Source organism: Sphingomonas sp. GW821-FHT09B04 (assembly GCF_059418285.1).
Map to the genome: position 1 here is coordinate 382,657 of NZ_JBWKPO010000003.1, position 26,090 is coordinate 408,746.

General features: G+C 65.7%; 30 protein-coding genes. 12 read left to right on the forward strand and 18 right to left on the reverse strand.

Features of this window, described 5'->3' with window-relative positions; all coding sequences use genetic code 11:
• Positions 1 to 21: 21 nt before the first annotated feature.
• A complete protein-coding gene (locus AC07NK_RS11385) occupies positions 22 to 657 on the forward strand; it encodes a DUF998 domain-containing protein (protein WP_495170709.1) in 636 nt (211 codons plus the stop codon).
• Here the strand turns inward: AC07NK_RS11385 and AC07NK_RS11390 are convergent.
• From AC07NK_RS11390 to AC07NK_RS11410, 5 genes are all read right to left on the reverse strand, one after another.
• Positions 654 to 974, reverse strand: a complete 321-nt coding sequence (locus AC07NK_RS11390) for a hypothetical protein (protein ID WP_495170710.1) — start codon at positions 972 to 974, stop codon at positions 654 to 656. The two genes, AC07NK_RS11385 and AC07NK_RS11390, sit on opposite strands and share 4 nt — an antisense overlap.
• Complete coding sequence (locus AC07NK_RS11395) at positions 971 to 2,791, reverse strand: DUF885 domain-containing protein (RefSeq protein ID WP_495170711.1); 1,821 nt, start codon at positions 2,789 to 2,791, stop codon at positions 971 to 973. The genes AC07NK_RS11390 and AC07NK_RS11395 overlap by 4 nt, the downstream gene beginning before the upstream one ends.
• Before the next feature lie 99 nt (positions 2,792 to 2,890).
• On the reverse strand, positions 2,891 to 3,952 hold the full coding sequence (locus AC07NK_RS11400; RefSeq protein WP_495170712.1) for a class I SAM-dependent methyltransferase: 1,062 nt from the start codon (positions 3,950 to 3,952) through the stop codon (positions 2,891 to 2,893).
• An 84-nt stretch (positions 3,953 to 4,036) separates the two neighbouring features.
• A complete protein-coding gene (locus AC07NK_RS11405; RefSeq protein WP_495170713.1) occupies positions 4,037 to 4,501 on the reverse strand; it encodes an NfeD family protein in 465 nt (154 codons plus the stop codon).
• Positions 4,498 to 5,487: an SPFH domain-containing protein gene (locus AC07NK_RS11410; protein ID WP_495170714.1), complete on the reverse strand. Its 990-nt coding sequence runs from the start codon at positions 5,485 to 5,487 to the stop codon at positions 4,498 to 4,500. The genes AC07NK_RS11405 and AC07NK_RS11410 overlap by 4 nt, the downstream gene beginning before the upstream one ends.
• Before the next feature lie 63 nt (positions 5,488 to 5,550).
• On the opposite strand from AC07NK_RS11410, the gene AC07NK_RS11415 reads away from it, so the two are divergent.
• From AC07NK_RS11415 to guaB, 3 genes are read left to right on the forward strand one after another with little or no spacing between them, the layout of a single operon-like run.
• Positions 5,551 to 6,366 carry an HpcH/HpaI aldolase/citrate lyase family protein gene (locus AC07NK_RS11415; protein WP_495170715.1) on the forward strand — a complete coding sequence of 272 codons (816 nt, stop codon included), beginning with the start codon at positions 5,551 to 5,553 and terminating at the stop codon, positions 6,364 to 6,366.
• Positions 6,363 to 6,722, forward strand: a complete 360-nt coding sequence (locus AC07NK_RS11420) for a low molecular weight protein tyrosine phosphatase family protein (protein ID WP_495170716.1) — start codon at positions 6,363 to 6,365, stop codon at positions 6,720 to 6,722. The genes AC07NK_RS11415 and AC07NK_RS11420 overlap by 4 nt, the downstream gene beginning before the upstream one ends.
• Positions 6,723 to 6,777: 55 nt before the next feature.
• The gene (gene guaB / locus AC07NK_RS11425) at positions 6,778 to 8,235 is read left to right on the forward strand and encodes an IMP dehydrogenase (protein ID WP_495170717.1); all 1,458 of its coding nucleotides are present in this window, start codon (positions 6,778 to 6,780) and stop codon (positions 8,233 to 8,235) included.
• A 26-nt stretch (positions 8,236 to 8,261) separates the two neighbouring features.
• Here the strand turns inward: guaB and AC07NK_RS11430 are convergent, their stop codons facing one another.
• From AC07NK_RS11430 to AC07NK_RS11465, 8 genes are all read right to left on the reverse strand, one after another.
• The gene (locus AC07NK_RS11430; protein WP_495170718.1) at positions 8,262 to 8,390 is read right to left on the reverse strand and encodes a hypothetical protein; all 129 of its coding nucleotides are present in this window, start codon (positions 8,388 to 8,390) and stop codon (positions 8,262 to 8,264) included.
• Positions 8,391 to 8,430: 40 nt separating this feature from the next.
• On the reverse strand, positions 8,431 to 8,769 hold the full coding sequence (locus tag AC07NK_RS11435) for a DUF6481 family protein (protein WP_495170719.1): 339 nt from the start codon (positions 8,767 to 8,769) through the stop codon (positions 8,431 to 8,433).
• Between the two features lie 25 nt (positions 8,770 to 8,794).
• The gene (locus AC07NK_RS11440; RefSeq protein ID WP_495170720.1) at positions 8,795 to 9,013 is read right to left on the reverse strand and encodes a hypothetical protein; all 219 of its coding nucleotides are present in this window, start codon (positions 9,011 to 9,013) and stop codon (positions 8,795 to 8,797) included.
• A gap of 64 nt (positions 9,014 to 9,077) precedes the next feature.
• Entirely contained in the window at positions 9,078 to 9,284 is a 207-nt protein-coding gene (locus AC07NK_RS11445) for a cold-shock protein (protein ID WP_495170721.1), read from the reverse strand.
• 380 nt (positions 9,285 to 9,664) lie between these two features.
• Entirely contained in the window at positions 9,665 to 10,135 is a 471-nt protein-coding gene (locus AC07NK_RS11450; RefSeq protein WP_495170722.1) for an SRPBCC family protein, read from the reverse strand.
• Positions 10,132 to 10,464, reverse strand: coding sequence for an ArsR/SmtB family transcription factor (locus AC07NK_RS11455; protein ID WP_495170723.1), 333 nt, complete (start codon positions 10,462 to 10,464; stop codon positions 10,132 to 10,134). Before AC07NK_RS11455 ends, AC07NK_RS11450 begins: the two co-directional genes overlap by 4 nt.
• Positions 10,465 to 10,530: 66 nt before the next feature.
• The gene (locus tag AC07NK_RS11460) at positions 10,531 to 11,712 is read right to left on the reverse strand and encodes an MFS transporter (RefSeq protein WP_495170724.1); all 1,182 of its coding nucleotides are present in this window, start codon (positions 11,710 to 11,712) and stop codon (positions 10,531 to 10,533) included.
• 15 nt (positions 11,713 to 11,727) lie between these two features.
• Positions 11,728 to 12,762: an aldo/keto reductase gene (locus tag AC07NK_RS11465; protein WP_495170725.1), complete on the reverse strand. Its 1,035-nt coding sequence runs from the start codon at positions 12,760 to 12,762 to the stop codon at positions 11,728 to 11,730.
• Between the two features lie 85 nt (positions 12,763 to 12,847).
• Here AC07NK_RS11465 and AC07NK_RS11470 point away from each other — a divergent pair, with 85 nt between their 5' ends.
• Together AC07NK_RS11470 and AC07NK_RS11475 are read left to right on the forward strand one after the other, a co-directional pair.
• Complete coding sequence (locus tag AC07NK_RS11470; RefSeq protein WP_495170726.1) at positions 12,848 to 13,753, forward strand: LysR family transcriptional regulator; 906 nt, start codon at positions 12,848 to 12,850, stop codon at positions 13,751 to 13,753.
• 63 nt (positions 13,754 to 13,816) lie between these two features.
• Positions 13,817 to 14,608 carry a hypothetical protein gene (locus AC07NK_RS11475; RefSeq protein WP_495170727.1) on the forward strand — a complete coding sequence of 264 codons (792 nt, stop codon included), beginning with the start codon at positions 13,817 to 13,819 and terminating at the stop codon, positions 14,606 to 14,608.
• Here the strand turns inward: AC07NK_RS11475 and AC07NK_RS11480 are convergent.
• Entirely contained in the window at positions 14,583 to 15,755 is a 1,173-nt protein-coding gene (locus AC07NK_RS11480) for a low temperature requirement protein A (protein WP_495170728.1), read from the reverse strand. The two genes, AC07NK_RS11475 and AC07NK_RS11480, sit on opposite strands and share 26 nt — an antisense overlap.
• Positions 15,756 to 15,909: 154 nt before the next feature.
• Between AC07NK_RS11480 and AC07NK_RS11485 the strand changes: the two genes are divergently transcribed.
• Together AC07NK_RS11485 and AC07NK_RS11490 are read left to right on the forward strand one after the other, a co-directional pair.
• The gene (locus tag AC07NK_RS11485) at positions 15,910 to 17,094 is read left to right on the forward strand and encodes an RsmB/NOP family class I SAM-dependent RNA methyltransferase (RefSeq protein WP_495170729.1); all 1,185 of its coding nucleotides are present in this window, start codon (positions 15,910 to 15,912) and stop codon (positions 17,092 to 17,094) included.
• Positions 17,095 to 17,126: 32 nt separating this feature from the next.
• Positions 17,127 to 17,636: a tetratricopeptide repeat protein gene (locus tag AC07NK_RS11490; RefSeq protein WP_495170730.1), complete on the forward strand. Its 510-nt coding sequence runs from the start codon at positions 17,127 to 17,129 to the stop codon at positions 17,634 to 17,636.
• 4 nt (positions 17,637 to 17,640) lie between these two features.
• Here AC07NK_RS11490 and rsmA read toward each other — a convergent pair whose 3' ends face one another.
• The 4 genes from rsmA to AC07NK_RS11510 all read right to left on the reverse strand — a co-directional run bounded on the left by rsmA (position 17,641) and on the right by AC07NK_RS11510 (position 23,203).
• Positions 17,641 to 18,459: a 16S rRNA (adenine(1518)-N(6)/adenine(1519)-N(6))-dimethyltransferase RsmA gene (gene rsmA, locus AC07NK_RS11495; RefSeq protein WP_495170731.1), complete on the reverse strand. Its 819-nt coding sequence runs from the start codon at positions 18,457 to 18,459 to the stop codon at positions 17,641 to 17,643.
• On the reverse strand, positions 18,456 to 19,460 hold the full coding sequence (pdxA, locus tag AC07NK_RS11500; protein ID WP_495170732.1) for a 4-hydroxythreonine-4-phosphate dehydrogenase PdxA: 1,005 nt from the start codon (positions 19,458 to 19,460) through the stop codon (positions 18,456 to 18,458). The genes rsmA and pdxA overlap by 4 nt, the downstream gene beginning before the upstream one ends.
• 3 nt (positions 19,461 to 19,463) lie before the next feature.
• The gene (locus AC07NK_RS11505; protein ID WP_495170733.1) at positions 19,464 to 20,810 is read right to left on the reverse strand and encodes a peptidylprolyl isomerase; all 1,347 of its coding nucleotides are present in this window, start codon (positions 20,808 to 20,810) and stop codon (positions 19,464 to 19,466) included.
• A gap of 143 nt (positions 20,811 to 20,953) precedes the next feature.
• Positions 20,954 to 23,203, reverse strand: coding sequence for an LPS-assembly protein LptD (locus AC07NK_RS11510; RefSeq protein WP_495170734.1), 2,250 nt, complete (start codon positions 23,201 to 23,203; stop codon positions 20,954 to 20,956).
• A gap of 182 nt (positions 23,204 to 23,385) precedes the next feature.
• On the opposite strand from AC07NK_RS11510, the gene AC07NK_RS11515 reads away from it, so the two are divergent.
• The 4 genes from AC07NK_RS11515 to AC07NK_RS11530 are packed head-to-tail and all read left to right on the forward strand — an operon-like array spanning position 23,386 to position 26,089.
• Entirely contained in the window at positions 23,386 to 24,861 is a 1,476-nt protein-coding gene (locus AC07NK_RS11515; protein WP_495170735.1) for a leucyl aminopeptidase, read from the forward strand.
• A 23-nt stretch (positions 24,862 to 24,884) separates the two neighbouring features.
• Complete coding sequence (locus AC07NK_RS11520; protein WP_495170736.1) at positions 24,885 to 25,139, forward strand: hypothetical protein; 255 nt, start codon at positions 24,885 to 24,887, stop codon at positions 25,137 to 25,139.
• Between the two features lie 30 nt (positions 25,140 to 25,169).
• Entirely contained in the window at positions 25,170 to 25,610 is a 441-nt protein-coding gene (locus AC07NK_RS11525; RefSeq protein ID WP_495170737.1) for a DNA polymerase III subunit chi, read from the forward strand.
• On the forward strand, positions 25,607 to 26,089 hold the full coding sequence (locus AC07NK_RS11530) for a hypothetical protein (RefSeq protein WP_495170738.1): 483 nt from the start codon (positions 25,607 to 25,609) through the stop codon (positions 26,087 to 26,089). The genes AC07NK_RS11525 and AC07NK_RS11530 overlap by 4 nt, the downstream gene beginning before the upstream one ends.
• The last annotated feature ends 1 nt before the right edge of the window (position 26,090 follow it).

Below are 26,090 nucleotides of genomic sequence, written 5' to 3' on the forward strand. Positions count from 1 at the left end.
CACGGGAAGGGGAGGCTTGTGATGACGGATACCGATATGGGCCGGTGGCTCTTGTTCGCGGGCGTGGCAGCGGGGCTGCTGTTCTTCATCGTCCCGACGATCGAGATCTTTCGGCGCCCCGCCTTCGACATCGGGCGGCATGCGATCAGCATGCTGAGTCTGGGCGAGGGCGGGTGGAAGATGAAGGCGGTGTTCGTCATCTCTGGCCTCCTCACCTTCGCCTGCGCGACGGGGATGTTCATGGCGCTGGGACGCGGTTGGGCGGGCTACGCCACGCTGCTGCTGATCGGCGCCTATGGCGTGGGACTGGTGCTGGCGGGCGTCTATGACGCACCGGCGGGGATTGGTTTTCCTGCCGGCACGCCGCTGGACCACCAGCCCGACATGACGACGCGCGCCGCGATCCTGCACAGTGTCGCGTTCATGGTGGCCTATGTCGGATTGATGCTCGCCTGCTTTGCGCTTGGCATGCATTTCCTGCTGACGGAGCAACTGGTGCCTGGCGTGGGGTCGTTCATCGTTGGCCTGGCGCTGCCCGCAATGATCGCGATCGGCATGGCGAACCTGATCCCGCCGGGGATCGCCTTCTACTGGGGCGGGATGCTCGGCTGGCTGTGGCTCGGCGCCATCGCGCTGCACCTCGCCAAGGCGGCCTAGCCGCCGAACAGGCTCCCGTCGGCCACGTCGCTATGCTCAACCCCGTATGGGCGTTCGAGCAGGAAGCGGTCGTCCTCAGGATAATAGCGCGCGACGGCGATATCCGTGCCGGCAAAGGCACGGATATCGTCGAGCGAGCGCCACCAGCTCATCGTCACCACTTCGCTGGTGCCGTCGTCCAGATCGCGGAACAGCATCTGCCAGCCGAGATTGCCGGGCGTAGACGTATAATCGTCCCCTCCGGTCTCTGCGATATAGGCGCGATAGGCTTCGCGCTCTGCCGTGCGGATCACGCCACGCCAGCGCCGCAGGATCATGCGCGGCGGCTGGCGATATGGCGGTCGATCACGCTCTCCAGCACGGTCAGCGGCACGCTGCCGCCCAGCACTACCGCGTCGTTGAACGCCTTGAAGTCGTAGCGGTTGCCCAGCGCCTTCTGCGTCTTGGTGCGCAGCGTATTGATCTCGGTATGGCCGAGCTTGTAGCCGCACGCCTGACCCGGCCAGCTGCAATAGCGGTCGACCTCGCCGCTGACTTCTTCGACCGACGATCCGTTTGCGGTCGCGAACCACTCGATCGCCTGAGCCCGGGTCCATTTCTTGGCGTGGAGCCCGGTGTCGACGACGAGGCGGCAAGCGCGAAAGGCGAGGGACTGGAGGTAACCGAGGCGGCCGATCGGATCCTCGTCATAGGCGCCGAGTTCGGCACCGAGCTGTTCGGCGTACAGCGCCCAACCCTCGGTATAGGCGTTGAACGACAGCAACGAGCGGACCAGCGGGAGCTTGAACGTATACTCACCCTGCCAGACGTGACCCGGAATGCCCTCATGATAGGCGAGGGTGGGCAGGCTGAAGCGCGAATGCAGCGCGGTGGTGCGCAGGTTTAGCCACACCTTACCCGGCACCGTCCCGTCGATCGATCCTGCGCCGCCATAGGCGCCGGGCGCGCCCGGCTCCTCAGCCAGCGGGAGCCGCTTCACCTCGACATTGCCCGGGACGAGCGTGTGGAAGGCGCGCGGCATCCGGCTGCGCATGTCCATGATCCGGTTGGTCATGAACTTGAGGATCTCGGCGCGGCCGGCGTCATTGTCGGGGAACAGGAAGCGCGGGTCCTTGCCCAGTGCGGTCATCCGCGCGCCGACGGTGCCCTTGCTGAAGCCCTGCTTCTTCAGGATCACGTCCATCTCGGCCTGAAGCGCCTTCAACTCCTCCTGACCGGTGCGGTGCACCTCGTCCGGGGTCATCGTCGTGGTCGTGCCAGCGCGCAGCGCCCAGGTGTAATAGGCCTCCCCGTCGGGGAACTTCCACACCCCCGCGTCCGAGGTCGCCCTGGCACGGTGGCGCTTCAGTTCCGCGATCTGGCGATCGAGTGCCGGAGCGATTTTGCCCGCAGCGATCTTCGCGGCTTCGGCTGCTTGATCGCCGGTGACAGCGCGCTTGGTCGCGTAGCCCGTCACCAGCTCCCACTTGCCGGCGTCGGTGCCGCGGGTCAGCGCGATCTGTTTCAGACACTTGTCGAGCAGGAAATCAGGGGCAACGACGCCCTTGTCATAGGCGATTTTGAGCCGCTCGGTTTCGCCGTCGAGCAGGGCGGCATATTGGTCGAAGCGCGCCAGCCAGCTTGCCGCATCGGCGGCGTTGTCGACCTTGTGCTCGGTGTCGAGAAAGCGCGGGATGTCGAGATAGCCGCCGACATTCTGCACGACGACATAGGGCGAGTTGCGCCACCCGCCGACCGCGACGTCGCCATAGGGAAAGGCCATCCCGTCGATGCCGCTTTCGAACGCGGTGCGCACCGCATCGACATTGGTACGCATTACTGGGCTCAGTCCCTTGGGGTCGAGCGCCTTCAATTCGGCGACGCGCTTACGCAGCCCGTCCGCGACCCGCGCTTTGCCCGCGATGCTGCGATCCTCGAGCTGCGACCGCAGATGCGCGCGCCCCCCCTTGTCGATGCCCAGTGAGGTTGCGCCTTCGGGGGTGTTTTCAAGCAGCTGTTCCGCGGCTGCGGCAAGCAGCTTCTCCGCCGCCGTGTCGCCGGGCGCCGCGACTTGTCCCCGCGCAAAGGCGGGCAGGGCGGGCATCGACGCAAGCGTGGCGGTGGTGGCGAGGAACTGGCGGCGGGTGGTGCGCATGGGGTCTCCGGAGGGCGGGGAGGGTGGTTTCGAATGAGACCTTAGCGCGACAGGCCGGAAGCGCTACCCCGGTGTAACACTCTGCTGCCAGCGGAGCGTTCAAACCGCTTCGAGCACCATATTGAACGGCCCTTCGGTCGCGCGCCGGACCTGTTCGAACCCGGCCTCTCGAACGATCTGCGCAAGCCTCGCCTCACCGGCTTGCGCGCCGAGGCCCTCGCCGACTTCCTGATCCAATGAGGTCGGGACGCAGATCATCGTCGAAGCATTATAGTAGAGCCGTCCGACCGGGTTGAAGTTCTGTTCCGGGCTGTCCCCGGCGATCGGCTCGACGATCATCCATGTGCCGCCCGGCGTCAGGATGCGGCGCATGTGCGCGGCACACCCGCGCGGATCGCCCATGTCGTGTAGGCAATCATACATGGTGACGAGATCGAAGCCGTCGTCCGCAACGTCCTTTGCGGCCGCGACCTCGAAACGCACGCGGTCGCCCAGGCCGTGGGCCTCGGCATGACGGCGCGCTTCCTCGATCGAGGGCGCATGGAAATCATAGCCGATGAAAGCGCTTTCCGGATAGGCCTCTGCCATCAACAGGGTGGAGAAGCCCACGCCGCAGCCGATATCGGCAACCTTCGCGCCCCTGCGCAGTCTGGACTCGACGCCGTGCAACGCAGGGATCCAGGCCTGGACGATGTTGTTGACATAGCCCGGCCGGAAGAAGGCGCCGGTCGCGCAGAACAGGCAGCCGGCATGGTCGCCCCAGCGCACGCCGGTGTCGTGGCGGAAACATGCCTCGACCTTCGGTTCCGCCTCGATCATCGCTGCGACCAGCTCGAACGCCCCGGCCAGATAGACCGGGCTGTCCGGGTTCACGAAGACCATCGCCTGCTCCGGCGACAGGCTGAAGCGCTGGCTCGCGGGATCAAAGTCGACATAGCCGTTCGCCGCCTGCGCCAGCGCCCATTCGCGGACATAGCGTTTGTGAAGTCCACCTGTGCGCTCAGCGAGCTCAGCGGCGGTGGCGGGGCTTTGCGCTAGCGCTTCGAACAATCCCAGTCTGAGGCCGATGCGCACGGTGGGCACGGCCATTGCGCCGCCAAGATCGCCCAGCATCTTGCCAATGAATGCGTGGAGCTTTGTTTCGTCGATCGGTGCCGGCATGCTGTTCCTCCATCTAACGAGGACACGACTCTTCACCTGGCACGGATCATAGCATGTTTCCGGCGTCGCGACGATGCGCGGCGGTCAGCGGGCGGGAGGCTCGATCGCCTTCACCGTCTCGATCACCACGACGCCGCCGCGCACGCCTGCGATCCGGGCCCTGGCACCGGCTTCGAGGTCAGGACCCTCGGCGGGCCATTCGCCGTCACCCACGCGCACCCGACCACTGCCGCCGCTGATCGCTTCGACCACCGTCACGGTCTGGCCGATCATGCGTGCGGCGCGGTTGTTGAGGTCGGGGTCGCTGCTCGGCACCGGGTTGGCGCCGTACCAGCGCTTGCCGACCAGCACGAACACGGTCGACCAGGCTGCAAAGCTGACCAGCTGCCCGATCGGCCCCAGTTCGGGGAACAGAAGCGCGAGCACGCCGGTGATCCCCGCACCCATCGCGATGAAGGTCAAATAGACGCCGGGCAGCATCAGCTCGGCGATCGCCAGCACCGCCGCCAGGATCAGCCAGATGAAGCCGCCTTGCTCGCTCCAGTTCATTCGCCGTCCTTCTGCACGAATGGCGACTGGCGGACGCGTGTCGGTGGGGCGGTTGGGGCGGGGGGCGCCGCATGATTGCCCAGTGCTTCCTTCGCCAGTTCGCCGATGCCGCCCAGCGTGCCGATCAGCTGAGTCGCCTCGACCGGGAACAGGATGGTCTTGGCATTGGGCGAGGTCGCGAACTTGCCGACCGCTTCGACGTACTTCTGCGCGATGAAATAGTTGAGCGCCTGGCCCGATCCTGCTTCGACCGCCTGGCTGACCAGCTCGGTCGCCTTGGCTTCGGCTTCGGCGGCGCGCTCGCGCGCTTCGGAGTCGCGGAAGGCGGATTCCTTGCGGCCTTCGGCCTCGAGGATGCGCGCCTGCTTCTGGCCCTCGGCGCGCAGGATCTCCGACGCACGCGAGCCTTCGGCTTCGAGGATGTTGGCGCGCTTTTCGCGTTCGGCCTTCATCTGACGGCCCATCGCGTTGACGATGTCGGCGGGCGGACGGATGTCCTTGATCTCGACGCGGGTGATCTTGACGCCCCACGGCGTCGTCGCGTGGTCGACCACCGACAGCAAACGCGCATTGATCTCGTCGCGCTTCGACAGCGTTTCGTCGAGGTCCATCGACCCCATCACGGTACGCAGGTTCGTCGTGGTGAGCTGGAGCAGCGCGACATAGAGGTCACTGACCTCATAGGCGGCCTTGGCCGCGTCGAGGACCTGAAAGAACACCACGCCATCGGTGGAGATCATCGCGTTGTCCTTGGTGATGATCTCCTGTCCTGGAATATCGATCACCTGCTCCATCATGTTCACGCGGCGGCCGACACGATAGAAAAAAGCCGGATAGAGGTTGAACCCCGGCTTCGCGACGGCGGTGAAACGACCGAAATGCTCGATCGTGTATTCATAGCCCTGTCGCACGATCTTGATGCTCGAGAAGAGGTACAACAGCACCAGCAGCATGCCGATGAAGAAGGCGCCTACCGTCAGTTCCATCGTAACTCCCCACAAATCCTGCCGGGCCTCGCAAAGCCCATCGGATGCTAGCATAGAGCGCGTATGAGCACAGTCCATTACATCGCCCCGCGCACTGCGCTGTTCCTGCCCGCATCGAACCCGCGCGCGATCGAGAAAGCGCGGGGGCTGCCCGCCGACATGATCATCCTCGACCTTGAGGACGCCGTGAAGGCCGGAGACAAGGACGCTGCGAGGGATGCGGCGAGGTCGGTCGAGGGCTTTGGCGATCGCCTGTTCGGCATCCGCGTCAATGCCGAGGACAGCGCGCATTGGAACAAGGACCTTGAAGCGGTCAGAAGCTCCGCCGCCACGCATGTGATCGTCCCGAAGGTCGAGACGCCTGAAACGATCGGCTACGCCGCGGTCCAAACCGGCCGGCCGGTCCTGGCGATGATCGAAACGGCTGCGGGCGTGATGAATGTCGGCCCGATCGCCGACGCGAGCGGTCAGGGCGGGGTCGGGCTGATCGCGGGCACCAACGATCTGGCGGCTTCGCTCAGGCTTCCACCCGCCGCGGGGCGGGCTCAGATGCTGCTTGCGCTTCAGCTGATCGTGATGGCGGCGCGGGGGCGGAATATCTGGGCGCTGGATGGCGTGTTCAACAAGCTCGACGATGCCGATGGCCTCGCGGCTGAGGCTGCTGAGGGCCGTCTGCTCGGCTTCGATGGCAAGAGCCTGATCCACCCCAATCAGATCGACGTCGTCCGCGCTGCGTTCGATCCGTCTCCGGCTGAGCTGGACGATGCCCGCGCGCTGATTGCGGCGGCCGGTGGTGGAGCCGAACGCTACAAGGACCAGATGATCGAGGACATGCACGTCGAGCAGGCTAAGCTGCTGCTGGCGCGAGGCGGTGTGTGAAGCACTATCTCTTCGTCTGCAGTCAAAACCGGCTGCGTAGTCCGACCGCGGAGCATATCTTCGCCAATCGCGCCGGGGTTGAGGTCAGCTCGGCCGGGACGAACCATGACGCCGAGAATCCGCTTACGCCCGAGCTGGTGGAGTGGGCCGACACGATCTTCGTGATGGAGCGGACGCACCGTAATAAGCTCCAGAAGCATTTCCGGCGGTACCTCGACGGCAAGCGCATCGTCTGTCTGGATATTCCGGACGAGTATGAATTCATGGATCCGGATCTCATCCGGATGCTCGAGGCGCGCGTGGCGCGTCACATGCCGGTCGCCATCGACTCCCTGCTGACACCCCCTAGCGCATAGCGGTAACCACGGTTACATGGGCCGCCAACTTCCGACTCAGGACATTGGCGCACATATGGATATCCCTCTCGGTCTCACCTTCGACGACGTCCTTCTGTATCCGGGCGAATCCGAAGTGCTGCCGAGCATGGCGGACACCCGCACCTATGTGACGCGCAGCATCGCGCTCAACATCCCGATCCTCTCTTCGGCGATGGATACCGTAACCGAAGCCGACATGGCGATCGTCATGGCGCAGCTTGGCGGGATGGGCGTGCTTCACCGCAACCTTTCGATCGAGGAACAGGTCGAGGCGGTCCGGATCGTCAAGCGGTTCGAAAGCGGCATGGTGGTCAACCCGATCACGATCCGCGCTTCCGGCACGCTGGCCGAGGCGCAGGCGCTGATGGTCCGGCACAAGATCAGCGGCATCCCCGTGACCGAGGCGGACGGCAAGCTGGTCGGCATCCTCACCAACCGCGACGTACGTTTTGCTGAGAATCCGAAGCAGCCGGTCAGCGAGCTGATGACGCACGAGAACCTCGCCACCGTCGCCGCGGGCGTCGGGCAGGAGGAAGCGCGCCGCCTGCTCCATGCGCGCCGGATCGAGAAGCTGCTGGTGGTCGATGACGCGTATCGCTGCGTTGGCCTGATCACCGTCAAGGACATCGAAAAGGCCGTCACCTATCCCGACGCGACCAAGGATAGTGCGGGTCGCCTGTGCGTTGCTGCGGCGACCACGGTCGGCGACAAGGGCTTCGAGCGGACCGAGGCGCTGGTCGATGCCGAGGTCGATCTGATCGTGATTGACACTGCGCACGGCCACAACAAGGACGTCGCGCGCGCTGTTGAGCGGGTGAAGAAGCTTTCCAACCGGGTCCAGGTCGTCGCCGGCAACGTCGCAACGGGCGAAGCGACCAAGGCGCTGATCGGCGCGGGCGCGGATGGCGTGAAGGTCGGCATCGGCCCCGGATCGATCTGCACCACCCGCGTCGTCGCAGGCGTCGGTGTGCCGCAGCTCACCGCCGTGATGGACAGCGCCAACGAAGCGGCCAAGGCGGGTGTGCCGGTGATCGCCGATGGCGGCTTGCGCACCTCGGGCGATCTTGCCAAGGCGCTGGCCGCGGGCGCATCGACCTGCATGGTCGGGTCGCTGCTCGCCGGAACCGAGGAAGCACCGGGCGAGACCTTCCTGTATCAGGGGCGCGCCTATAAATCGTACCGCGGCATGGGCAGCGTCGGCGCGATGGGCCGCGGCTCGGCCGACCGCTATTTTCAGGGCGATATCAAGGACCAGCTCAAGCTCGTTCCCGAAGGGATCGAGGGGCAGGTGGCGTTCAAGGGCCCGGCCAGGGATGTGATCCACCAGCTCGTCGGCGGCATCAAAGCGGCGATGGGCTATACCGGCGCGGCGACGATCCCCGACCTGCAGAAGAAGGGGCGCTTCGTCCGTATCACCGGCGCCGGCCTGCGTGAAAGCCATGTCCATGACGTGACGATCACGCGCGAGGCGCCGAACTACCCGACGCGCTGAGCGCCGGATAGCTCGGCGGCTGGAGTCTAAACTTTCGGCGTCGTCTTTTCGGCCGGCTTACCTTTGAGCGACGGATTCGACGCATTGGGCTTCGGCTCTTTCGTCGCCTTGGGTTTGCGTACCTCGCGGTTCGATTTCTTCTGACCCTTGGCCATCGTTCAGCTCCCGTCGGTAATTGCCGCTATTCTGTTCCGTCTATTTCGACTTCCGGCCCTTGCGTGCGGCATAGCGTGCGTCGCGGGCGGCCTTGCGGTCCGCATCGGTCTGGACCGCGTCGCGAGCCTGGACATCCGCTGCGGCGACCCCTTCGACGGCGACGGCACGCTTCTCAGCTGCCGCCTCTTCGCGGGCGAGGCGGGCAGCGGCCCGCTTCTCGGCCGCAGCTGCCTCACGGGCCTCTGTCCGGGCGGCTCGTGCCGCTTGCTCGGCTTCGTCGATGGGCGGTTTTGCTCGCAGCCGCGCGAGGGCTGCTTCCTTGGCGCGCGCGGCGAGCGCCACGCGTTCTTGAAATCCGGGTTCCCGGTACGCTGCCATATTCTCTATTCTCTTCTCTGCTATTCTATTGCCGACCCATGCGGGTCGGGAAGCGGGTTGCGGTACCAGTAATCACCTTCGATCCATAGATCTTGGCGATGCGTGCGGTATCGTCGGCATTATTCATCACGACACGTGTGCCGCCCGACAACAGGGTTTCGATCGCGCTGATCGGCACCTTGTGCTTGGCGCAGGCGGCGATGACGTCGTCTTTGGTGGCATTGATATTGAGTGCTCTGGACATCAGATCTCCGTTCACAAGGAAGAGCCGAGGGGCGCCCGTGCGAGCGCCCCTCGGCCGGTTCGGATCAGGCAGACTGGAGATTGACGGCCGAGGTCTTGCCACGGTTGTCGGTCTCGAGCTCGTAGGAGACGCGCTGGTCCTTATCGAGCGTACGCATCCCGGCGCGCTCTACCGCAGAGATATGGACGAACGCATCAGCGCCGCCGCCTTCGGGCGCGATGAAGCCGAAGCCTTTGTCAGGGTTGAAGAATTTTACGGTTCCGGTGATCATGATTGGGTTCCTTTGTTCCATTTAGCGGGCACGTGCCAACAACGGCGCATCCCGGCTACGGCGAGGCTAGAAAGGGACAAAGGGGGGAGCCAAGGCGGCCCAATATCCGTCGCAAGCGACGTCAGCGCGGATCGTATAGCACTTGATCGCTGAAAATAGAACCGCGGGTTGCGACAATCAGAGATTTTCAGATTTCATGAAGGTTTAATGCCGCTTTGGGCTTGGTGTAATTACATTAGTCTGCATCATTTACGGACGAGGTTAGGGCACTGGCATGGCAACATGCCCCGGTATCGCGCCAGCCCTGTTCGCGAGATTGAACGCACCGACACTCACATGAGAAAAGAGGTTGGGCGCGGAGCCGCGCCCAACCTCGGGTCTCAAACCTCAACCTCTTTCGCAAGACTCTCGAGCAACTCGCGGCAGCCCTGCTCGCGCATTGTCCCGTCGTCATGACCGTCGAGATAGGCGCCCTGCTCGGTCTGGACGAGCAGGGTTCCGCCGTCCTTCTCGACCAGCTCGATCGTGGTGAGCGACGCGGACATCGGCGCACCTTCCATCGCCATGCGGTAGCAATAGACCAGCCGCTCGCCCGGAACGATGTCCTGATAGATGGTCTCGTTGAGCATCTCTGGCCCGCCCTGATAGGCGAAGCGCGACCGCTCATGGCCGCCAACTTCGAAGGCGGGGGAATATTCGAAAATCTCCCAGCCTTCGCCCTCGATCAGCCAGCGACGCTTGGCCTGCGGGTCGGCAAAGGCGCCGAACACCCGGTCGGGCGCGGCGTTGTAGAAGCGTTCGATGCGGAAGGTGCTGTGTACGGCGGGCTTGGTGGCAAGAATATCGGTCATGGCTTGTCTCCGGTTTCGTTGAGGAAGGCGGCCAGCCGGTCGAGCTTGCGCTCGGACGGATGACGCCGGGCTTCGATCCACAGGGCGAGCGCGTCCATGCCTTCCGGCTCCAGCCGGCAGATACGGGAACGCCCGACCTTCTCGCTTGCGATGATCCCTGCCGCTTCCAGCACCTGCAGATGCTGCATGACCGCCGCGAGCGACATGTCATAGGGCCTGGCCAGCTCCCCGACCGCAGCCGGGGCGTTGCTCAATCGCTCGATGATCGACCGACGGGTCGGTTCGGCCATCGCGCGAAGCAGGGTATCGACGTCTTGATGCTTAAGCATGAGCTTAACTAACGACTCGGGTGGTCAATAGTCAAGTGTAAACTTAAGTGTTTGATCTAGCCTTCTTCAACACGTTCCCGCGGCGAGCCTTTCTCCCTCCGCCGGGGCGCTCCCGCGACGCGCCCACAGCACCATGATCAGGCCGATCGCGGAGGTCGCCGCGCCTGCCAGCGACACCGCCGGATAGCCGAGACCACCTGCGATCACCGCGCCGCCCAGCGCCGCACCGATGGCGTTGCCCAGATTGAACGCGCCGATATTGACCGAGGAGGCGAGGTTGGGCGCGTCGTGCGCGGCGGTCATCACCCGCACCTGCAGCGGCGGCACCAGTGCGAAGCTCGCGACGCCCCACAGAAACACCAGGATCGCAACCGGCAGGTGGAACTGCATCAGTAGCGCGAAGGCGACCAGTACCGCCGATAGCGACGCGAGGGTGATGATCAGCGTGTGGTCGACCGACTTGTCGGCGAACTTGCCGCCCAGCCAGTTGCCGACGGTCAGCCCGACGCCATAGATCACCAGCATTGCCGTCACGAACGCGAGCGAGGCGTTGGTCTGCGTCTGCAGGATCGGAGTGATGTAGGTGAAGACGGTGAACATCGCGCTCGATCCGATCACGGTGAGGCCGAGCGCAGCGAGCACCGGTTTGCGCGCCAGTACGCGCAGCTCGTCGACGACATTGCCGCCTTCGGGCGCGGGCATTGCGGGCAGGGTGAAGCGCAGCGCGGTCATCGTCACCACGCCCAGCCCCGCGATTGCCCAGAAGGACGCGCGCCAGCCAAGATGCTCGCCCGCCCAGGTGGCGAGCGGCACGCCGATGATCGTCGCGACGGTAAGCCCCATGAACATCGCCGCGACCGCGCCGGCCTTGCGGTCGGGTGCGACGACGCTTGCTGCGACGATCGATCCGACGCCGAAGAATGCGCCATGGTTGAGCGAAGTGAGCACGCGCGCGGCAAGCAATGTCCAATACCCGTCGGCGATTGCTGACAGGAGGTTGCCGAGCGTGAAGATCGCAGCGAGGCCGATCAGCAAGGTCCGCCGCGGCACGCGGCCGGTGGTCAGGGTCATCAGCGGCGCGCCGATCAGCACGCCCAGCGCGTAGGCACTGACCAGCAGCCCGGCGGCGGGGATCGAAACGCCCAGATCACTGGCGATCACGGGCAGCAGGCCCATCGGTGCGAACTCGGTCACGCCGATGCCAAAGGCGCCCGCGGCGAGCGCGAGCAACGGAGGATTGAGCTTCATGGCGGTTCTTCCGGTTCAGACCAGCGGCGGGTTGAGGCGGGCAAAGCCCTCCTGCTGCCGATAGGGGGTGTGAGGGTAGGGTGGCAGCACGTCGCTCGCCGCATCCAGCGCGGCGACCTGTGCCGCGGTCAGCGACCATCCGACCGCGCCGAGATTTTGCAGAAGTTGTTCCTCATTGCGCGCGCCGATGATCACCGATGACACGGTCGGGCGCCGGAGCAGCCAGTTGATCGCGACCTGAGGCACGGTCTTGCCGGTTTCCTCCGCGACGGCTTCCAGCGCGTCGATCACCTTGTAGAGGTGGTCCTCCGCCACCGGCGGGGCGAACTGTTCGGTATCGTGCAGCCGGCTGCCCGCGGGCACCGGACGATTGCGCCCGATCTTGCCCGTGAGGCGCCCCCAGCCAAGCGGGCTCCACACCAGCGCGCCGACGCCCTGATCGGCGGCGAGGGGCATCAGGTCGGCTTCGTACGCGCGGCCGATCAGCGAATAATAGACCTGATGCGCCACGAAACGCGGCCAGCCGTGCTGATCCGCTGCGGCGAGCGCCTTCATCAGCTGCCAGCCGGGATAGTTGGAGACGCCGGTGTGACGGACCTTGCCCTGCGCCACCAGCGTATCGAGCGTCGCCAGCAGCTCCTCGACCGGCGTATGCGCGTCGAAGGCGTGGAGCTGGAGGATGTCGATATAGTCGGTACCCAGCCGCTTGAGCGACGCATCGACCGCCGCGATCAGCCGCGAGCGCGACACGCCCCAGTCGGCAGGCCCGTCGCCCAGCGGGAGCCCGGTCTTGGTCGAGATCAGCACCTGATCCCGCCGGCCCTTGATCGCTTCGGCCAACACTTCCTCGGACGCGCCGTTCGAATAGACATCAGCGGTGTCGAACAGATTGACCCCGGCCTCAAGGCAGATGTCGACCAGCCGCCGCGCCTCCGCCGCATCGCTGGTGCCCCACGCGCTGAACAGCGGCCCGGTGCCGCCAAAGGTCGCTGCACCAAAGCTCAGTGCGGGTACGCGCAGGCCCGAAGCTCCCAATTGCCGATATTCCATCATGCACTCCCTGATAGCGTTCGACGCACAGATGGACGGCGTGCTCCGGCCCTTGTAGGGCACGCAAAAGCGAAGGATTTTTGCAATGGACGCAAAGATGGAATCCGGCGCCGACCGCGCCCGATCGCTTGAGGTCTTTGCCGCGGTGGCCACGCACGGCAGCTTTTCCGCTGCGGGGCGCCTGCTCGGCCTGACTCCCTCAGCGGTCAGCCGCACCGTCGACCGGATCGAGGCGCGACTAGGTGTCCGCCTGCTGTTGCGTACTACGCGTGCGCTCACGCTCACTGCGGAAGGGCAGGCCTATCTGAGTGCCGCACGCCGCATCCTCACCGATCTGGACGACGCCGAACAGGCGATCGCCGATCAGGGCGCACCGCGTGGCCGGTTGCGGGTCAGCGCGGCGCTGTCGCACGGACGGCTGTGCATCGTTCCGTTGCTCGGCGAGTTTGCGCGCCTCTATCCGCACATCCTCGTCGATATCAGCCTGAGCGATTCGATCGTCGATGTCGCGGCGGGGCAGGCGGATGTCGCGATTCGCTTCGGCCCGCTCGCCGACAGTGGCCTCACCGCGCGCAAGCTGGGCGAGAATGGCCGGGTGATCGTCGCGTCGCCTGACTATCTCGCGCTGTACGGCACCCCGCGCGTGCCCACGGACCTGCACGACCATAATTGCCTCAACTTCAACTTCCGCCGTGCCGAACCGGTCTGGCCCTTCCGGTGTGAAGGCCGCGACGACGCACTCACGGTAAGCGGCAGTATCGAGGCCAACAATGGCGAGACGCTGGGCCAACTCGCGGCGGCCGGGGTCGGTATCACCCGCGTCGGCGCATTCAGCGTCGCGGATGAGCTCGCCGACGGCCGACTTGTGCCGATCCTTGAGGAATTCAATCCCGGCGATATCGAGGTGATCCACGCCGTGTTCGTCGGGGGAGCGAATACACCGGCCCGGGTCCGCGTCTTTGTCGATTTCCTTGCGGAACGGTTGCGCTGACTCCGACATGTTTTAGTCGCAAAGCCGTCCTAGCCACGCTCTGTCCCAGTCTCCCGAGGTTCATTGTCCCAGCCAGTCCCTCCTGCACCATCGTCGTTTGATCGGCTCCGCGAGCGCCTTGGGCCGCGGGCCGGCGGCATCGCGTTCGCGCTGCTGATCGAAGGGCTGGTGGTCGTGCTGCTGCTGTTCAGCCTCGCGCCAAAGCTGATGCCGCGTCGAGAACGGGCCTCGGACCTGACGGTGTTCACCGCGCCGCCCCCGCCTCCGCCGCCGGCCAAAGAAGCCGCACCGGCTGCGAGTTCCGTCGCGAAGCCCACGCCAATATCGGTCCAGGCCCCACCTAGCCCGACTGCGTCGGTTCCCGATCCGGTGGCGGAGGTGAAGCCGGAGCCTCCCGCGATCCTCAACATCCCGCTCAACCGGATTCCCGACATTGCGTCGCTTCCACGCGGCGCAGCGCCCGCGGCGCCGCGTGGTCGTGCTGCGGGGCCGCCCAACCTTGCCAGCCTGCCCGGCGATACGCCGCGGGTGGCGGGGCGGGGGCCGGGGGGTGAGGCGCTCTATGCCGAGCGCTGGTATCGCGAGCCCTATGACAGCGAGCTCTTAGGCTATCTCTCCACCGCGCGCGGGCCGGGCTGGGCGACGATCGCGTGCCGTACCGTCCCCGATTTCCGGGTCGAGGATTGCGTGAAGCTCGACGAATATCCGGACGGGTCGAACATCGCCCGTGCGGTTCTTGCCGCCGCCTGGCAGTTCCAGGTCCGTCCGCCGCGGCTCGGGGGCCAGTACAAGGTCGGCGAGTGGGTCCGTATCCGCATCGAGTATGATTTCAAGCGGCAGGCGCTGCCGCGTTGACGCCACGCGCGGCAAGTGTGGCGCGGATTGCCACCGCCGCCACCGCCAGCGCTGCAATCGCCTCCAGCGCGGGGAAGGCAAAGGGCAGAGCGATCACCGCGGCGGCGAATACCGGCAGCACCCATCGCGCCGCGCCATTCAGCTCGAACCGGTCGCGCACCAGCCATAGCGCGAGGAAGTAGATGCCAAGCGGGATCGCAACCGCCAGATCCCCGGCCTGTATCCCGATCTTCGAATGACCGGTGAGGATTTCGACCAGCACCGCGAACCCTGCGCCTACCGCCGCGCCCGATGCGAAGACGAACATATGGCCATAGCCCCATTGAAGGGCACGGCTCAGCCGGCTGCTCGAAAGCTGCGGCTCGCGCGCGAAATAGAGCCACCACATCGCAAAGGTAATGACGAGCGCGGACATCGCGGTGTGCACCAGCCGCACGTCGAAGCTGCCGTCCCATGCCTTCTCAAGCGCGAGCGTCGCAGCGAGCAGCACCTCGCCGAGTACGATGATCGTCAGCAGGCTATAGCGCTCGACGATATGGTGCCGGTGCCACGGCGTGGTGTTTGTTCGCTCCGCGATGGCTGGAACCGCGAGCTCGATAACCCAGCCGAGCAGGATCAGCGCGATGAATGCGGGGGCGTGCGGATCGCCGAGCAGATAGAGGCCGATCCAATAGGCCTGCGCGATCGCGATTCCGGCGGCATAGCGCAATGCGCAGGCTCGCCGCGCCGGATCGTGCCACGCCGCCCGTAGCCACAGCGCGATCATCGCTACGCGCATGATGGCATAGCCGGCCACCACCAGACTGATGTCGAGATGCGCGGAAAACCGCTCGATGCCCGCGGCGATCAGCAGCGCTCCGGCCATGATCACCATCGTCAGCAGCCGGGTCGGAGCGTCGTCATTGTCATAGGCGGAGGCGAACCAGGTGAAGTTCATCCACGCCCACCAGATCGCGAAGAAGGTGAACAGGTAGCGGACGATCCCTTCGCCCGCATGATCGGCTGCGATGCCATGGTGCAGCGATGCCGCGGCCGCCGCGATGGCGATCACGGTGACCAGATCGAACAGCAGCTCCAGCGGAGTGGCGGCGCGGTGCGGTTCGTGCGGATCGCGCGGTATCATCGGCCGGATTGCTGCGTGTCCCATGCTTTCCCCTTCCAATGTTGGAACCCATCTGCTTTGCCGGTCTGGCGATGCGATCTGAATTCCCCCTGCCGATGCCTTACGCTCCCCGCGCCATCGATGCCGCCAAAACACATGTATTGTGTCAACTTTGTCAACTTGCGACGGAGCTGCGCATATGACTCCCGCGGCTCGGACACAGGCAGCAATCGAGCTGCTCGATCAGATCATCGTTGCGGCACGTGATGGTGGCGCCTCCGCCGATGTCCTGATCCAGCGTGGGTTCGCCGCGCGCCGCTATGCCGGGTCGAAGGACCGGCGCGCGATTCGTGGGCTGATTTACGATGCGATCCGGCTGTGCGGGGAGCGCCCGGACAGTGGCCGGGCAGCGCTGCTGGCACTGGCGGAAGGGGACGCGGTGCTCGCGGATACGTTCGACGGTTCGTCCTATGGCCCGGCGGCGATCGGAGCGGATGAAGCTGCGGCTCAGCCCGGCGTCGCGCCGGAATGGCTGATGGCTGCGCTCGCGGCGTCGGGTATCGATGCCGATCAGGCTGCTGCCCTGCTCGGGCGCGCCTCTCTTGACCTGCGCGTCAACACGCTCAAGGCCAGCGTCGCACAGGTCCGCGCCGCCTTGCCTGAGGCGGTGCCGGTCGACGGGCTCGACGCCGCGCTGCGTCTCCCATCCGATACCTCGGTCGAGAAGACCCAACCCTATATCGACGGCTGGATCGAAGTGCAGGACGCGGGCAGCCAGATCGTCGCGCTCGCTGCCGGCGTACAGGCTGGGGTGCGGGTGGTGGATCTGTGTGCGGGCGGCGGCGGCAAGACGCTGGCGCTCGCCGCGGCGATGGAGAATTCCGGAGCTTTGCTCGCCAGCGATACCGACCGGCCCCGCCTGTCCCGGCTGATGCCGCGTGCTGAGCGGGCAGGGGTATCGATCGTTGAGACGCGGCTGCTCAATCCCGGGCACGAGGCTGAACCGCTTGCCGACTGGATGACAACGGCGGATGTGGTCCTGATCGACGCGCCCTGCTCTGGCACCGGCACCTGGCGCCGCAACCCGGAGGCGCGCTGGCGGCTTACCCCCGCGCGGCTCGGCAGGCTGGTCGAGACGCAGGCGCGGCTCCTCGACATCGGCGCCGGGCTGGTCAAACCCGGTGGTGCGCTCGTCCACATCGTCTGCTCGCTGCTCGATGCCGAGGGGGCAGGGCAAGTGGAAGCCTTCCTTGCGCGCCATTCCGGCTGGACCGCTGCGCCGCTTGCGCTTGCCCTGGGAACCCCGCATGGACCGGGGATGCGCCTTACCCCGCTGTCCCATTCGACCGACGGCTTTTTTGTCGCGAAGCTGCGGCGCCCATGATAGCCCTGCGGTTTCCACGTCCGGAGTCCCTGATGCGTATCACTTTGGTGTCTGCCGCCGCCGCGCTCGCGCTGCTCAGCGTCTCGACCTCGCTCTATGGCCAGCGTGCCGACGATCAGATCGATGCGCGCTCGGTGGCACTCCTCGAACGCGGCAAGGCGGCGCGGGCGGCCGGCAATCTCGATGGCGCGAACGACCTGATCGAAAGCGCGCTCGCGGTCGATCCGCGCAACCGCCAGGCCTTTATCGTGCTGGCGGAGATCGCGCGGACCCAAGGCCTGCCGGGCAAGTCGATCCGTTTTTACCGCGAAGCGCTGACACTCGAGCCGAACGACGTCGTCGCACTGCGCGGGCAGGGCGAAGCGATGGTGCAGAAGGGCGCTGTCGAGCGTGCCAAGGAGAATCTGGCACGGGTGAAGACGTTGTGCGGCAATGGCTGTGCGGAAGCGACCCAGCTCGCCGCCGCGATCGCCAAGGGCCCGCCCGCGACCGCGACCGCGCAGGCGGTGCCCGCGGCCAAGCCGGAAGAGAAGAAGAACTAGCGGGTCAGGCTGAAAGCGCGCGGGCGAGCGCGACGAATTCGTCTACGCTAACGGTCTCGGCGCGTCGTGTGGGATCGATTCCCAGCCTTTCGGCAGTCTCCACCGCGCCCGGCACGGCCCTCAGGCTCTGGCGCAGCATCTTGCGCCGCTGTCCGAACGCCGCTGCGGTCAGTTTCTCGAGCACCGCGAGCCTGACGCCCGGCGGCTCGTCGCCCGGCACGATGTGCACCACCGCTGACATCACCTTGGGCGGCGGCGTGAAGGCAGAGCGGTGGACGGGCATCGCGATCTTCGCGCTGCTCCGCCATTGGGCGAGCACCGCCAGCCGCCCATAGGCGCCAGTCCCGGGTGCGGCGACGATGCGCTCGGCGACTTCCTTCTGAAACATCAGCGTCAGGCTTGCCCACCATGGCTGCCACGCGGCCGACAGCCAGCCGACGGTCAGCGCAGTCCCGACATTGTAGGGCAGGTTCGACGCGATATGCGGCTTGCCGTCGAACAGCCCCGGAGCATCAACTTCCAGCGCATCGCCCTCGATCACGTGGAGCTTGCCCGGAAATGCCTCGCCCAGTTCGGCCAGCGCCGGGATGCAGCGCCGGTCGCGTTCCACCGCCGTCACCTTTGCGCCGGCTTGCAGCAGGGCGCGGGTCAGCCCACCGGGACCCGGGCCGACTTCGAACACTTCCTGCCCGTTCAGATCGCCAGGCACCCGCGCGATCCGGTCTAGCAGCTGCGAATCGAACAGGAAATTCTGCCCCAGCGCCTTGCTGGCGCTCAGCCCATGGTTGCGGATGACTTCACGAAGCGGGGGAAGGGCGGTCACGCCTCTGCCAGTGCCCGTTTCTCTGCCGCTTGGCCAGCCATGCGGATCGCTGCGACCATGGCACTCGGTTCGGCGAGATCCTGCCCGGCGATCCCGAACGCAGTGCCGTGGTCGGGCGAGGTGCGCACGATCGGCAGCCCAAGCGTCATGTTGACACCCTCGTCGAAATGCAGCGTCTTGAGTGCCACCAGCGCCTGATCGTGATAGGCGCAGATCGCGGCGTCATAGGTGGCGCGGGCGCGGGCGTGGAACATCGTGTCCGCGGCAAGCGGCCCGACCGCGTCGATCTCTTCGGCCTGCAACTGGCGGATCGCGGGCTCAAGAATATCGATCTCCTCGCGCCCGATGGCGCCGCCTTCGCCGGCATGCGGGTTGAGGCCGGCAAAGGCGAGCCGCGGCGCGTCGATCCCGAAATTGCGCGACAGGCCCCGTGCCGTCACTCGCGCCTTGGCGACGATCAGCTCGATCGAGATCGCCTGCGGCACAGCGGCAAGCGGGATATGCGTCGTCACCGGCACCACGCGCAGCGTCGGTCCGGCGAGCATCATCACCGCATTTTCCGGTGAGATACCGCAGCGTTCGGCGACGAACTCGGTTTGCCCGGGGTGCGTGAAGCCGATGCGATAGAGCTGTGCCTTGGACACCGGCCCCGTCACCAGCGCGCCCGCGGCACCCGATCGCGTCAGGCCGGTGGCCAGCTCAAGGCTGTCGAGCGCGCAGCGGGCGCCGGCATCGTCGGGCTGGCCGGGAATGATCTCCCCGGAACCGGCGACGGCAAGCACGGGCAGAGCTTCATCGAATAGGGCGCGGGCCTCGTCCGGGTTTGCGATTGTCGCAACGGGCCCGTCCCATACCGCCGCGATCGAACGCGGGTCACCGACGGCGAAGAAGACCGGCAGTGCCTGAAGCTCGCGATCCCGCCACGCCTTGGCAACGATCTCCGGTCCGATCCCGGCAGGATCGCCCAAGGCGACCGCAAGGGGGCGGACCGGGATGCTCATGGCTCAGCGATAGTCGATGATGGCGTCGCGGCGCAGATCGCGAAGGTAACGCTGCGCGCGCAGGTTCGTGCGCGTTTCCTCGATCCCGTTGCGGATCTCTTCAGCGCTGGGCAGCGATGCGGTTTTGGGGTCATCGCGGCCGCACAGTACCAATGCGCGCACGCCCTCTTCGGGCGAGCCGAAGGGCGGGGTCGCCTCACCGACCTGGAGCTTGAGGACGATGTCCTGCAGCTGCGGCGGCAGATCGCGCGCGCGCACCGCTTCATTGTCCACGACCTCCGCGCCCAGCGTCTCGGCGGCCTTGCCCACTGCGCCGCAGCCGGCGGTCGAGCGCAGCACCGTGGCGAACTCCGACGCTTTGGCCTGTGCCTGCGCCTGGCTGGTTCCAGCCGGGAATTTGACGGTGAGCTGGCGCAGGCTGAGCTTGGCGTCGCGCGGGTCGGCCATCAGCACCTGGCGCTTGTCGACGAGATAGAGGACCGAAAAGCCGCCCGGGACTTCGATCGGACCGGCAACCTGACCCACCTGCATCTGCTGCGCGGCCTGCGACAGCTGTGCAGGAAGCATACCGGCACGCACCCATCCCAGATCGCCGCCCTGCGCCGCGGTCGTCGCTTCCGAGAAGCGCGCGAAATATTCGAAGGGACGACCCTGCTGCATCTGCTGGATCATCTGCTGCATCGACTGGAATACTTCGCCCTGCCGTTCGGGCGTGGCGGAGATGTAAATCTCGCGCAGGTGGAACTCGTCGGTTCCCTTGGCTTCCTCCAGCCGGTCGATGATCGACTTCACCTCTTCGTCGCCGACGTTGATGAAGGCGCCGACCTTGCGCTGGATGACCCGTTGCCAGGCGATTTCACCCTCGATCTGACGTTTGAAGGAACGCTCCGACGCACCGATCTCGCGCAGCCATGCACGCATCTGGTCAGGGGTGCGCTGATAGCGGCTGGCGATCGAGGCAAAACTGCGGTCGATCTGATCGGCGCCGATCGTGATATCGTTCGACTTGGCTTCCTGGATCTGGATCGTTTCGTCGGTCAGCAGGCGAAGCACCTGGAGACGCAACCGATCCTGCTCCTCAGCGGTCAGCTTGAGCTGGTTGAGCGCAACGAACAGCGCGAAGCGCTGGTCGATGTCGGTGCGGGTGATCACATACCCGTTCACAAGCGCAGTCGGCTTGCGGACGTTGGGATCGGGCTTGCCCAGAAGCTGGATTTCCTTGGGCAGATCGAGGTTGGCGGCGCTGGACGGCGGCGTCTCGGTCGCCTGCTGCGCAGCGATTGCGGCGCTTCCCGCGATGCCAAGGATCAGAGCTGCCGACCGGCAGAAATATACGACCTTCGAAGTCATCTTCACCTGTACCTGAAACCTGTTCCCGTGGGGGAATGCGGCGTTTAATCGCCAATTGTGCCTGAACTGGGGCTTACATGATTTTAGTGACGGCACCAGCCCGCTCCCACGCTCCGTGTGCCGGACTGGTGTCGAGATTTAACCTAACGCCCCAAATTCTTGAGCGCCAGCGTCAAGAGGTAGCTGTTGCCGCGCCGGGCGTCACCGCTCGTCTGGTAGTCACGCTTCCAGGTGACGCCAAGGCGCAGGCAGTCGTCTTCATATTCGACGCCCAGACGGTGGCGGATCGGTTCGAATCCGTTGCCGAGCGAGGCAGAATCTTCCTCAGCGTTGGTAAGGTCGATGACCGCCGAGCCGAACACCGACCAGAAGCGCGTGACCTTCACCCGCGCGCCGACCCGCGCTTCCTCGCGGTCCTGCAGATCCTCAAGCGCGAAATCCACGTTCCGGTTGAGCCGGAGATAGCCGATCGTTGCAAAGGTGTCGCGTGAACCGACCGTCGCGTCGATCTCGTTGCGGCGGATCGCGAGATTGTCCTTGTCGAGCCGGTAGCGGTGCGTGAAGGATAGGAAGTCCTTGTAGCGCACCACCGTTCGTCCGACGATGTCGGAGAGGCGGTCGGTCAGCCCGGTGCCGTCGGGCAGGATGGTCGGCCGCGAATCGAGGCGGTAGCTCTGGCCGATATTCGCTTCGACTGACAGGCCTGGCAGGTAGAGCGCGTAATCCAGCCCGAAGGTGAAGCGCGTCGAATCCTCGAACCGGTCGTAGCCGGGGAAGCGGTTAAGCGCGAACAGGTTCGAATCTTCGAGGTCGACCGAACGCGCGTCCTCATTCGGGATGTCGAAATTCTCGAGCCTGGGTGCTGCGACCACCTGGAAGCGGGGGGTGATCCGCTGCACCCCACCGAACGCTTCGCCGATCAGCGGCCATTTGATGTCGAGCGCGAGCGCACCGATCGCGCGGCCGCGAAACCCCTCGAGTCCGCGATAGGTGATCTGGCTGGTCGCCGCGACATCGTCAGTATTGTAGAGGTCTCCGCGGCCATAGGCGGTCAACGTAACCTCCTGACCCCAGGCGGTGAGCTTGCGCAGGTCGTACCGCAGAGAAGCGAAGGCGCGCTGTGTATCCTGCCCGCTCGACCGGCCGATCGCGAGACTGTTGAGCTGAAGCTCGAATCGTCCACCCTCAAGCAGCGACTGACCGAAGCGCAGGCGATAGTCGATCTCGGGCAACGCGATCGGCTGAAGGCCTTGGCTCTCGCCAAGACGCAGCGTCTGCACCGCCCACCCGTTGATGCTGAGCAGCGAATTGCGGTCGATCCGCTCGATCCGGATATTGCTGCGCAGCCGGTCGTCGCTGGAGATGTCGTAGCGGCGCAGGAAGGTGCGGTCACTTGCGACGCGCAGCGATCCGCTCACGCTCCAATTAGGGTCGAGCTGGAAGCGTCCCGCCGCGTCGAGATAGCCGCGGAACGCGTATTTGTTCGGTACCGAGAGCGTCGGCGAGACGAAGTCGTCGCTGCGGCGGCTGTAGGTGCCATAACCGGACACGCGGAATGCGCCATTGCCGGTCAGCTGGCGGTACTCCGCCTGGACCATCGGCAGCGTCCTGGTGAAAATATGCGGGGTGACGGTGACGTCGCGATTGGGGCCCAAGGTGAAATAATAGGGCAGGGCGACCTCGAACCCGTTCACCGCGTCGAGACGGATGGAGGGGGCAAGCAGGCCGCTGGCGTTGCCGGCGCCAACCGAATGCGAGAAGGCCGGCAGCGGCAGCGTCGCAAATCCGAACAGCGAGACGCGCGCGCCCTGATAGCGCATCCGCTTCTTCGCCGGATCATAGACCACCCGCACCGCGGTGATCTTCCACGACGGCTCCTTGGGGCAGTTGCTGGCATCGACCACTGCGCAAGGGGTGTACGCCGCACGCTCGACATTGATGACGCCATTGGCATCGCGCGTGCCGCGTTCGGCGGCGAGACGCCCGCCCTGCTCAAGCACGACGAGCATATTGTCGATCGCGCCGTCCTTGAGCGAATCGGTCAGCTCGATCTTGTCGCCATAGGCGGTGTCGCCCTCGGGATTGGTCACGGCGATATTGCCGGTCGCAACGACCTGTCCGGTCTTGCGATTCCACGTCACCTTGTCGCCGCGCAGCCGGTTGCCGTCGCGGAACAACCGCACGTCGCCGCTCACCGTTACGACGTCACCTTCCGAGTCATACTCGGCGAGGTCGGCAGAGAACTGAATCTGGTCGGGGTCACCCGGCAGCGGTGTTTCCGACGGCGGTGGCGGATCGACCGGCCGATCCTGCAGGTCCTGCGCCGCGACGGCGGGTGCGACGCACAGCGCGAGCGGCAGAATCCCGGCGAGTAGCAGAGCCTTGCGCGTCACGTCCGAACCAAACCCCTTTTACACCGACCCGGCATCCGCGCCCGTTGCGCGCTTACCCGCCAACCCTATTGCACCCAGCGCCCGGCTTCGCAATCGCTAGGGGAAGCTGGCCTTTGCCGTTCGCCGCGCACTGGCCTAGAGAGACCGCAAAACCACAACGATCCACAGGAACAGGAAGCTTCATGCGCGTAACATTTTTCGCCGCCCGTCCCGTTGATGCGGGCGTGATCGCTCTGCCGGTCGAGAAGGACGGCCTCGATCGTGTGCCCGCCGGGGTGCTGGACGACGCGACGCTGGCGCTCGCGCGCGGCGCGGCGAAGGCGGGTCGGTTCGAGGGTGAAGCGGGCTCGATCGTCGAGATTTTCGTGCCCGGAGCCGAGGGTGCAAACCGCATCCTGCTGCTCGGCGTCGGCGCGGGGAGCGAGGCGGATTACGAGCGCGCGGGCGGCGCATTGACCGCGCGCTTCCTGACCTCCGGCGTTACGACGATTGCCGTCGATTTCGGCAGCCTCGGCGGTGCACCTTCGGCCCGTGCGACGGCGCGTCTGGCTTCGGCGGCGGTACAGCGCGGCTGGCGCCACGACGTCTATCGTACCCGGCTGACCGATAAGCAGAAGCCGACGCTCGACGCGATCGTCCTTGTCGGCGCGCCAGATGGCAGCGAGGATGCGTGGAAGGATCAGGCGGCGATCATCGACGGGTTGGACCTGACCCGCGGTCTCGTCTCCGATCCGCCCAACATCGTCTATCCCGAGAGCTTCGTCGAACGCTGCCGTCACCTCACCGAGCTCGGCATCGAGATCGAGGTGCTCGACACCGCGGCGATGGCGAAGCTCGGCATGGGCGCGCTGCTGGGCGTTGCGCAGGGCTCTGTCCGCGAAGGCCGGCTGCTGGCGATGCGCTGGAACGGCAGGGGATCGGGTGACATCGACGTCGCGCTGGTCGGTAAGGGCGTCACCTTCGACACCGGGGGCATCTCGATCAAGCCTGCCGCGGGCATGGAAGACATGAAGTGGGACATGGGCGGCGCCGGCGCCGTCGTGGGCGCGATGAAGGCGCTCGCCACGCGCAAGGCGAAGGCGAATGTCATCGGCGTGTGTGCGCTCGCGGAGAACATGCCCGACGGTAACGCCCAGCGCCCGGGCGATGTCGTCACATCGATGTCGGGCCAGACGATTGAGGTCATCAACACCGACGCCGAAGGGCGGCTGGTGCTGTGCGATGCGATCACCTGGGTCCAGCAGGTCCACAAGCCCAAGACCATCGTCGATCTCGCGACGCTGACCGGTGCGATGATCATCAGCCTGGGCAGCGAGCATGGCGGCCTGTTCGCCAATGACGACGGGCTTGCCGACGAGTTGCTTGCTGCGGGCCGTGCAACCGGCGACCTGCTGTGGCGCTTCCCGCTCGGCGACGCCTATAACAAGCTGATCGACAGCCCGATCGCGGACATGAAGAATGTCGGGCCGCGCGGCGCCGGATCGATCACGGCGGCGCAGTTCATCCAGCGTTTCGTCGACGAAGGCGTGCGCTGGGCACATCTCGACATCGCCGGGATGGTCTGGGCAGACAAGCCGGGCAGCACCTATGACAAGGGTGCGACTGGCTACGGCGTCAAGCTGCTCGACCGCTTCGTTCGCGACAATTTCGAGCGCTGAGAAGGCGTCTGACGCGCCGTTCCATGATCGCATGGGACGGTGTGCCGGACGTTGACGGACGCGAACGCATCGATAGTCTTCGGCCGCCGGCGCTTGCCGGCATTCGCCAGAGGGGAAGTCAGATGACGGTTTTGCAGATCAGTGCCGCCGCGTTGTTGATTGCGCTTACGCCCGTGGCCATGCCCGCGCCGCCAGCCTCAGCGGACCAGAGCCTGTGTCAGACCAACTGCGCGGGAAATCGTCTTTGCGAGTTCTGGCAGGACATTCTTTGCGCCTGATGCGCGACGCCTGAAGGCGCTGGAGGACTTGTGCAGGTCGATTTCTACCATCTCACCGTGACGCCGCTGGAGCGTGCGCTCCCCGGCATCGCGGTGAAGGTGGTGGAGAGCGGCCAGCGGTTGTTGATCGTCTCCGCTGACGAACACCAGCGCCAGCGGATCGACGGGTCGCTCTGGACCTGGCAGGTCGAAAGCTTCCTGCCGCATGCACAGGCAGGGGCAGGGAACGACAGCGTCCAGCCGGTGCTGATTGCGGGCGAGGTCGCTCCTGCCAATGGTGCGCGTTTCGTCGCGATGATCGACGGTGAATGGCGCGATGCGGCGCTCGAGTTCGACCGCGCGTTCCATTTTTTCGACGGGGACAAGATCGCTGAGGCGCGCGCGGCGTGGAAGCGGCTGGCAGACCGCGAGGGCGTCGAGCGCCGCTACTGGAAGCAGGACGAGAACGGGCGCTGGGGGCAGGCGGCATGAGGCATTCGCTTTGGCCCCTCGCGCTGGCCGCCATGATGATTACCACGGTCGCTGATGCACGAGAGGCGAACGCGCCGGAACCCGGCGATTTGCTTGTTGTCCGTGTCGGGGAGGCGCTGATACCCCCACGCGAATATGGCCATAGCGACGGACCTGTTGATCCGGCGCGCCACGACCCGATCGAGTCCGGGAAAATCTACGACATCGCCTATGCCGGAATCGTCAAGGGCAGGATGCGGTTTGAACGGCGAGGCTATTCGATCGCCGATCTGGTCAATCCTGCCTTCAGCCAGTTCGAGGATGCGCCGCGTGCGGCGCGTCGCGTCGTGATCTCCGACATCGTGCTGACCATTGTCGATGCCGGGCCGGATCGGCTGCGCTACCGCTGGGCCTACCTGAAAGGCGGGGGCGATCCGGTGTTAGATACTTCGGTGACCGACGAGAATCCCGGGATCGCGGTATCGGTCAAGGAGCGCTGAG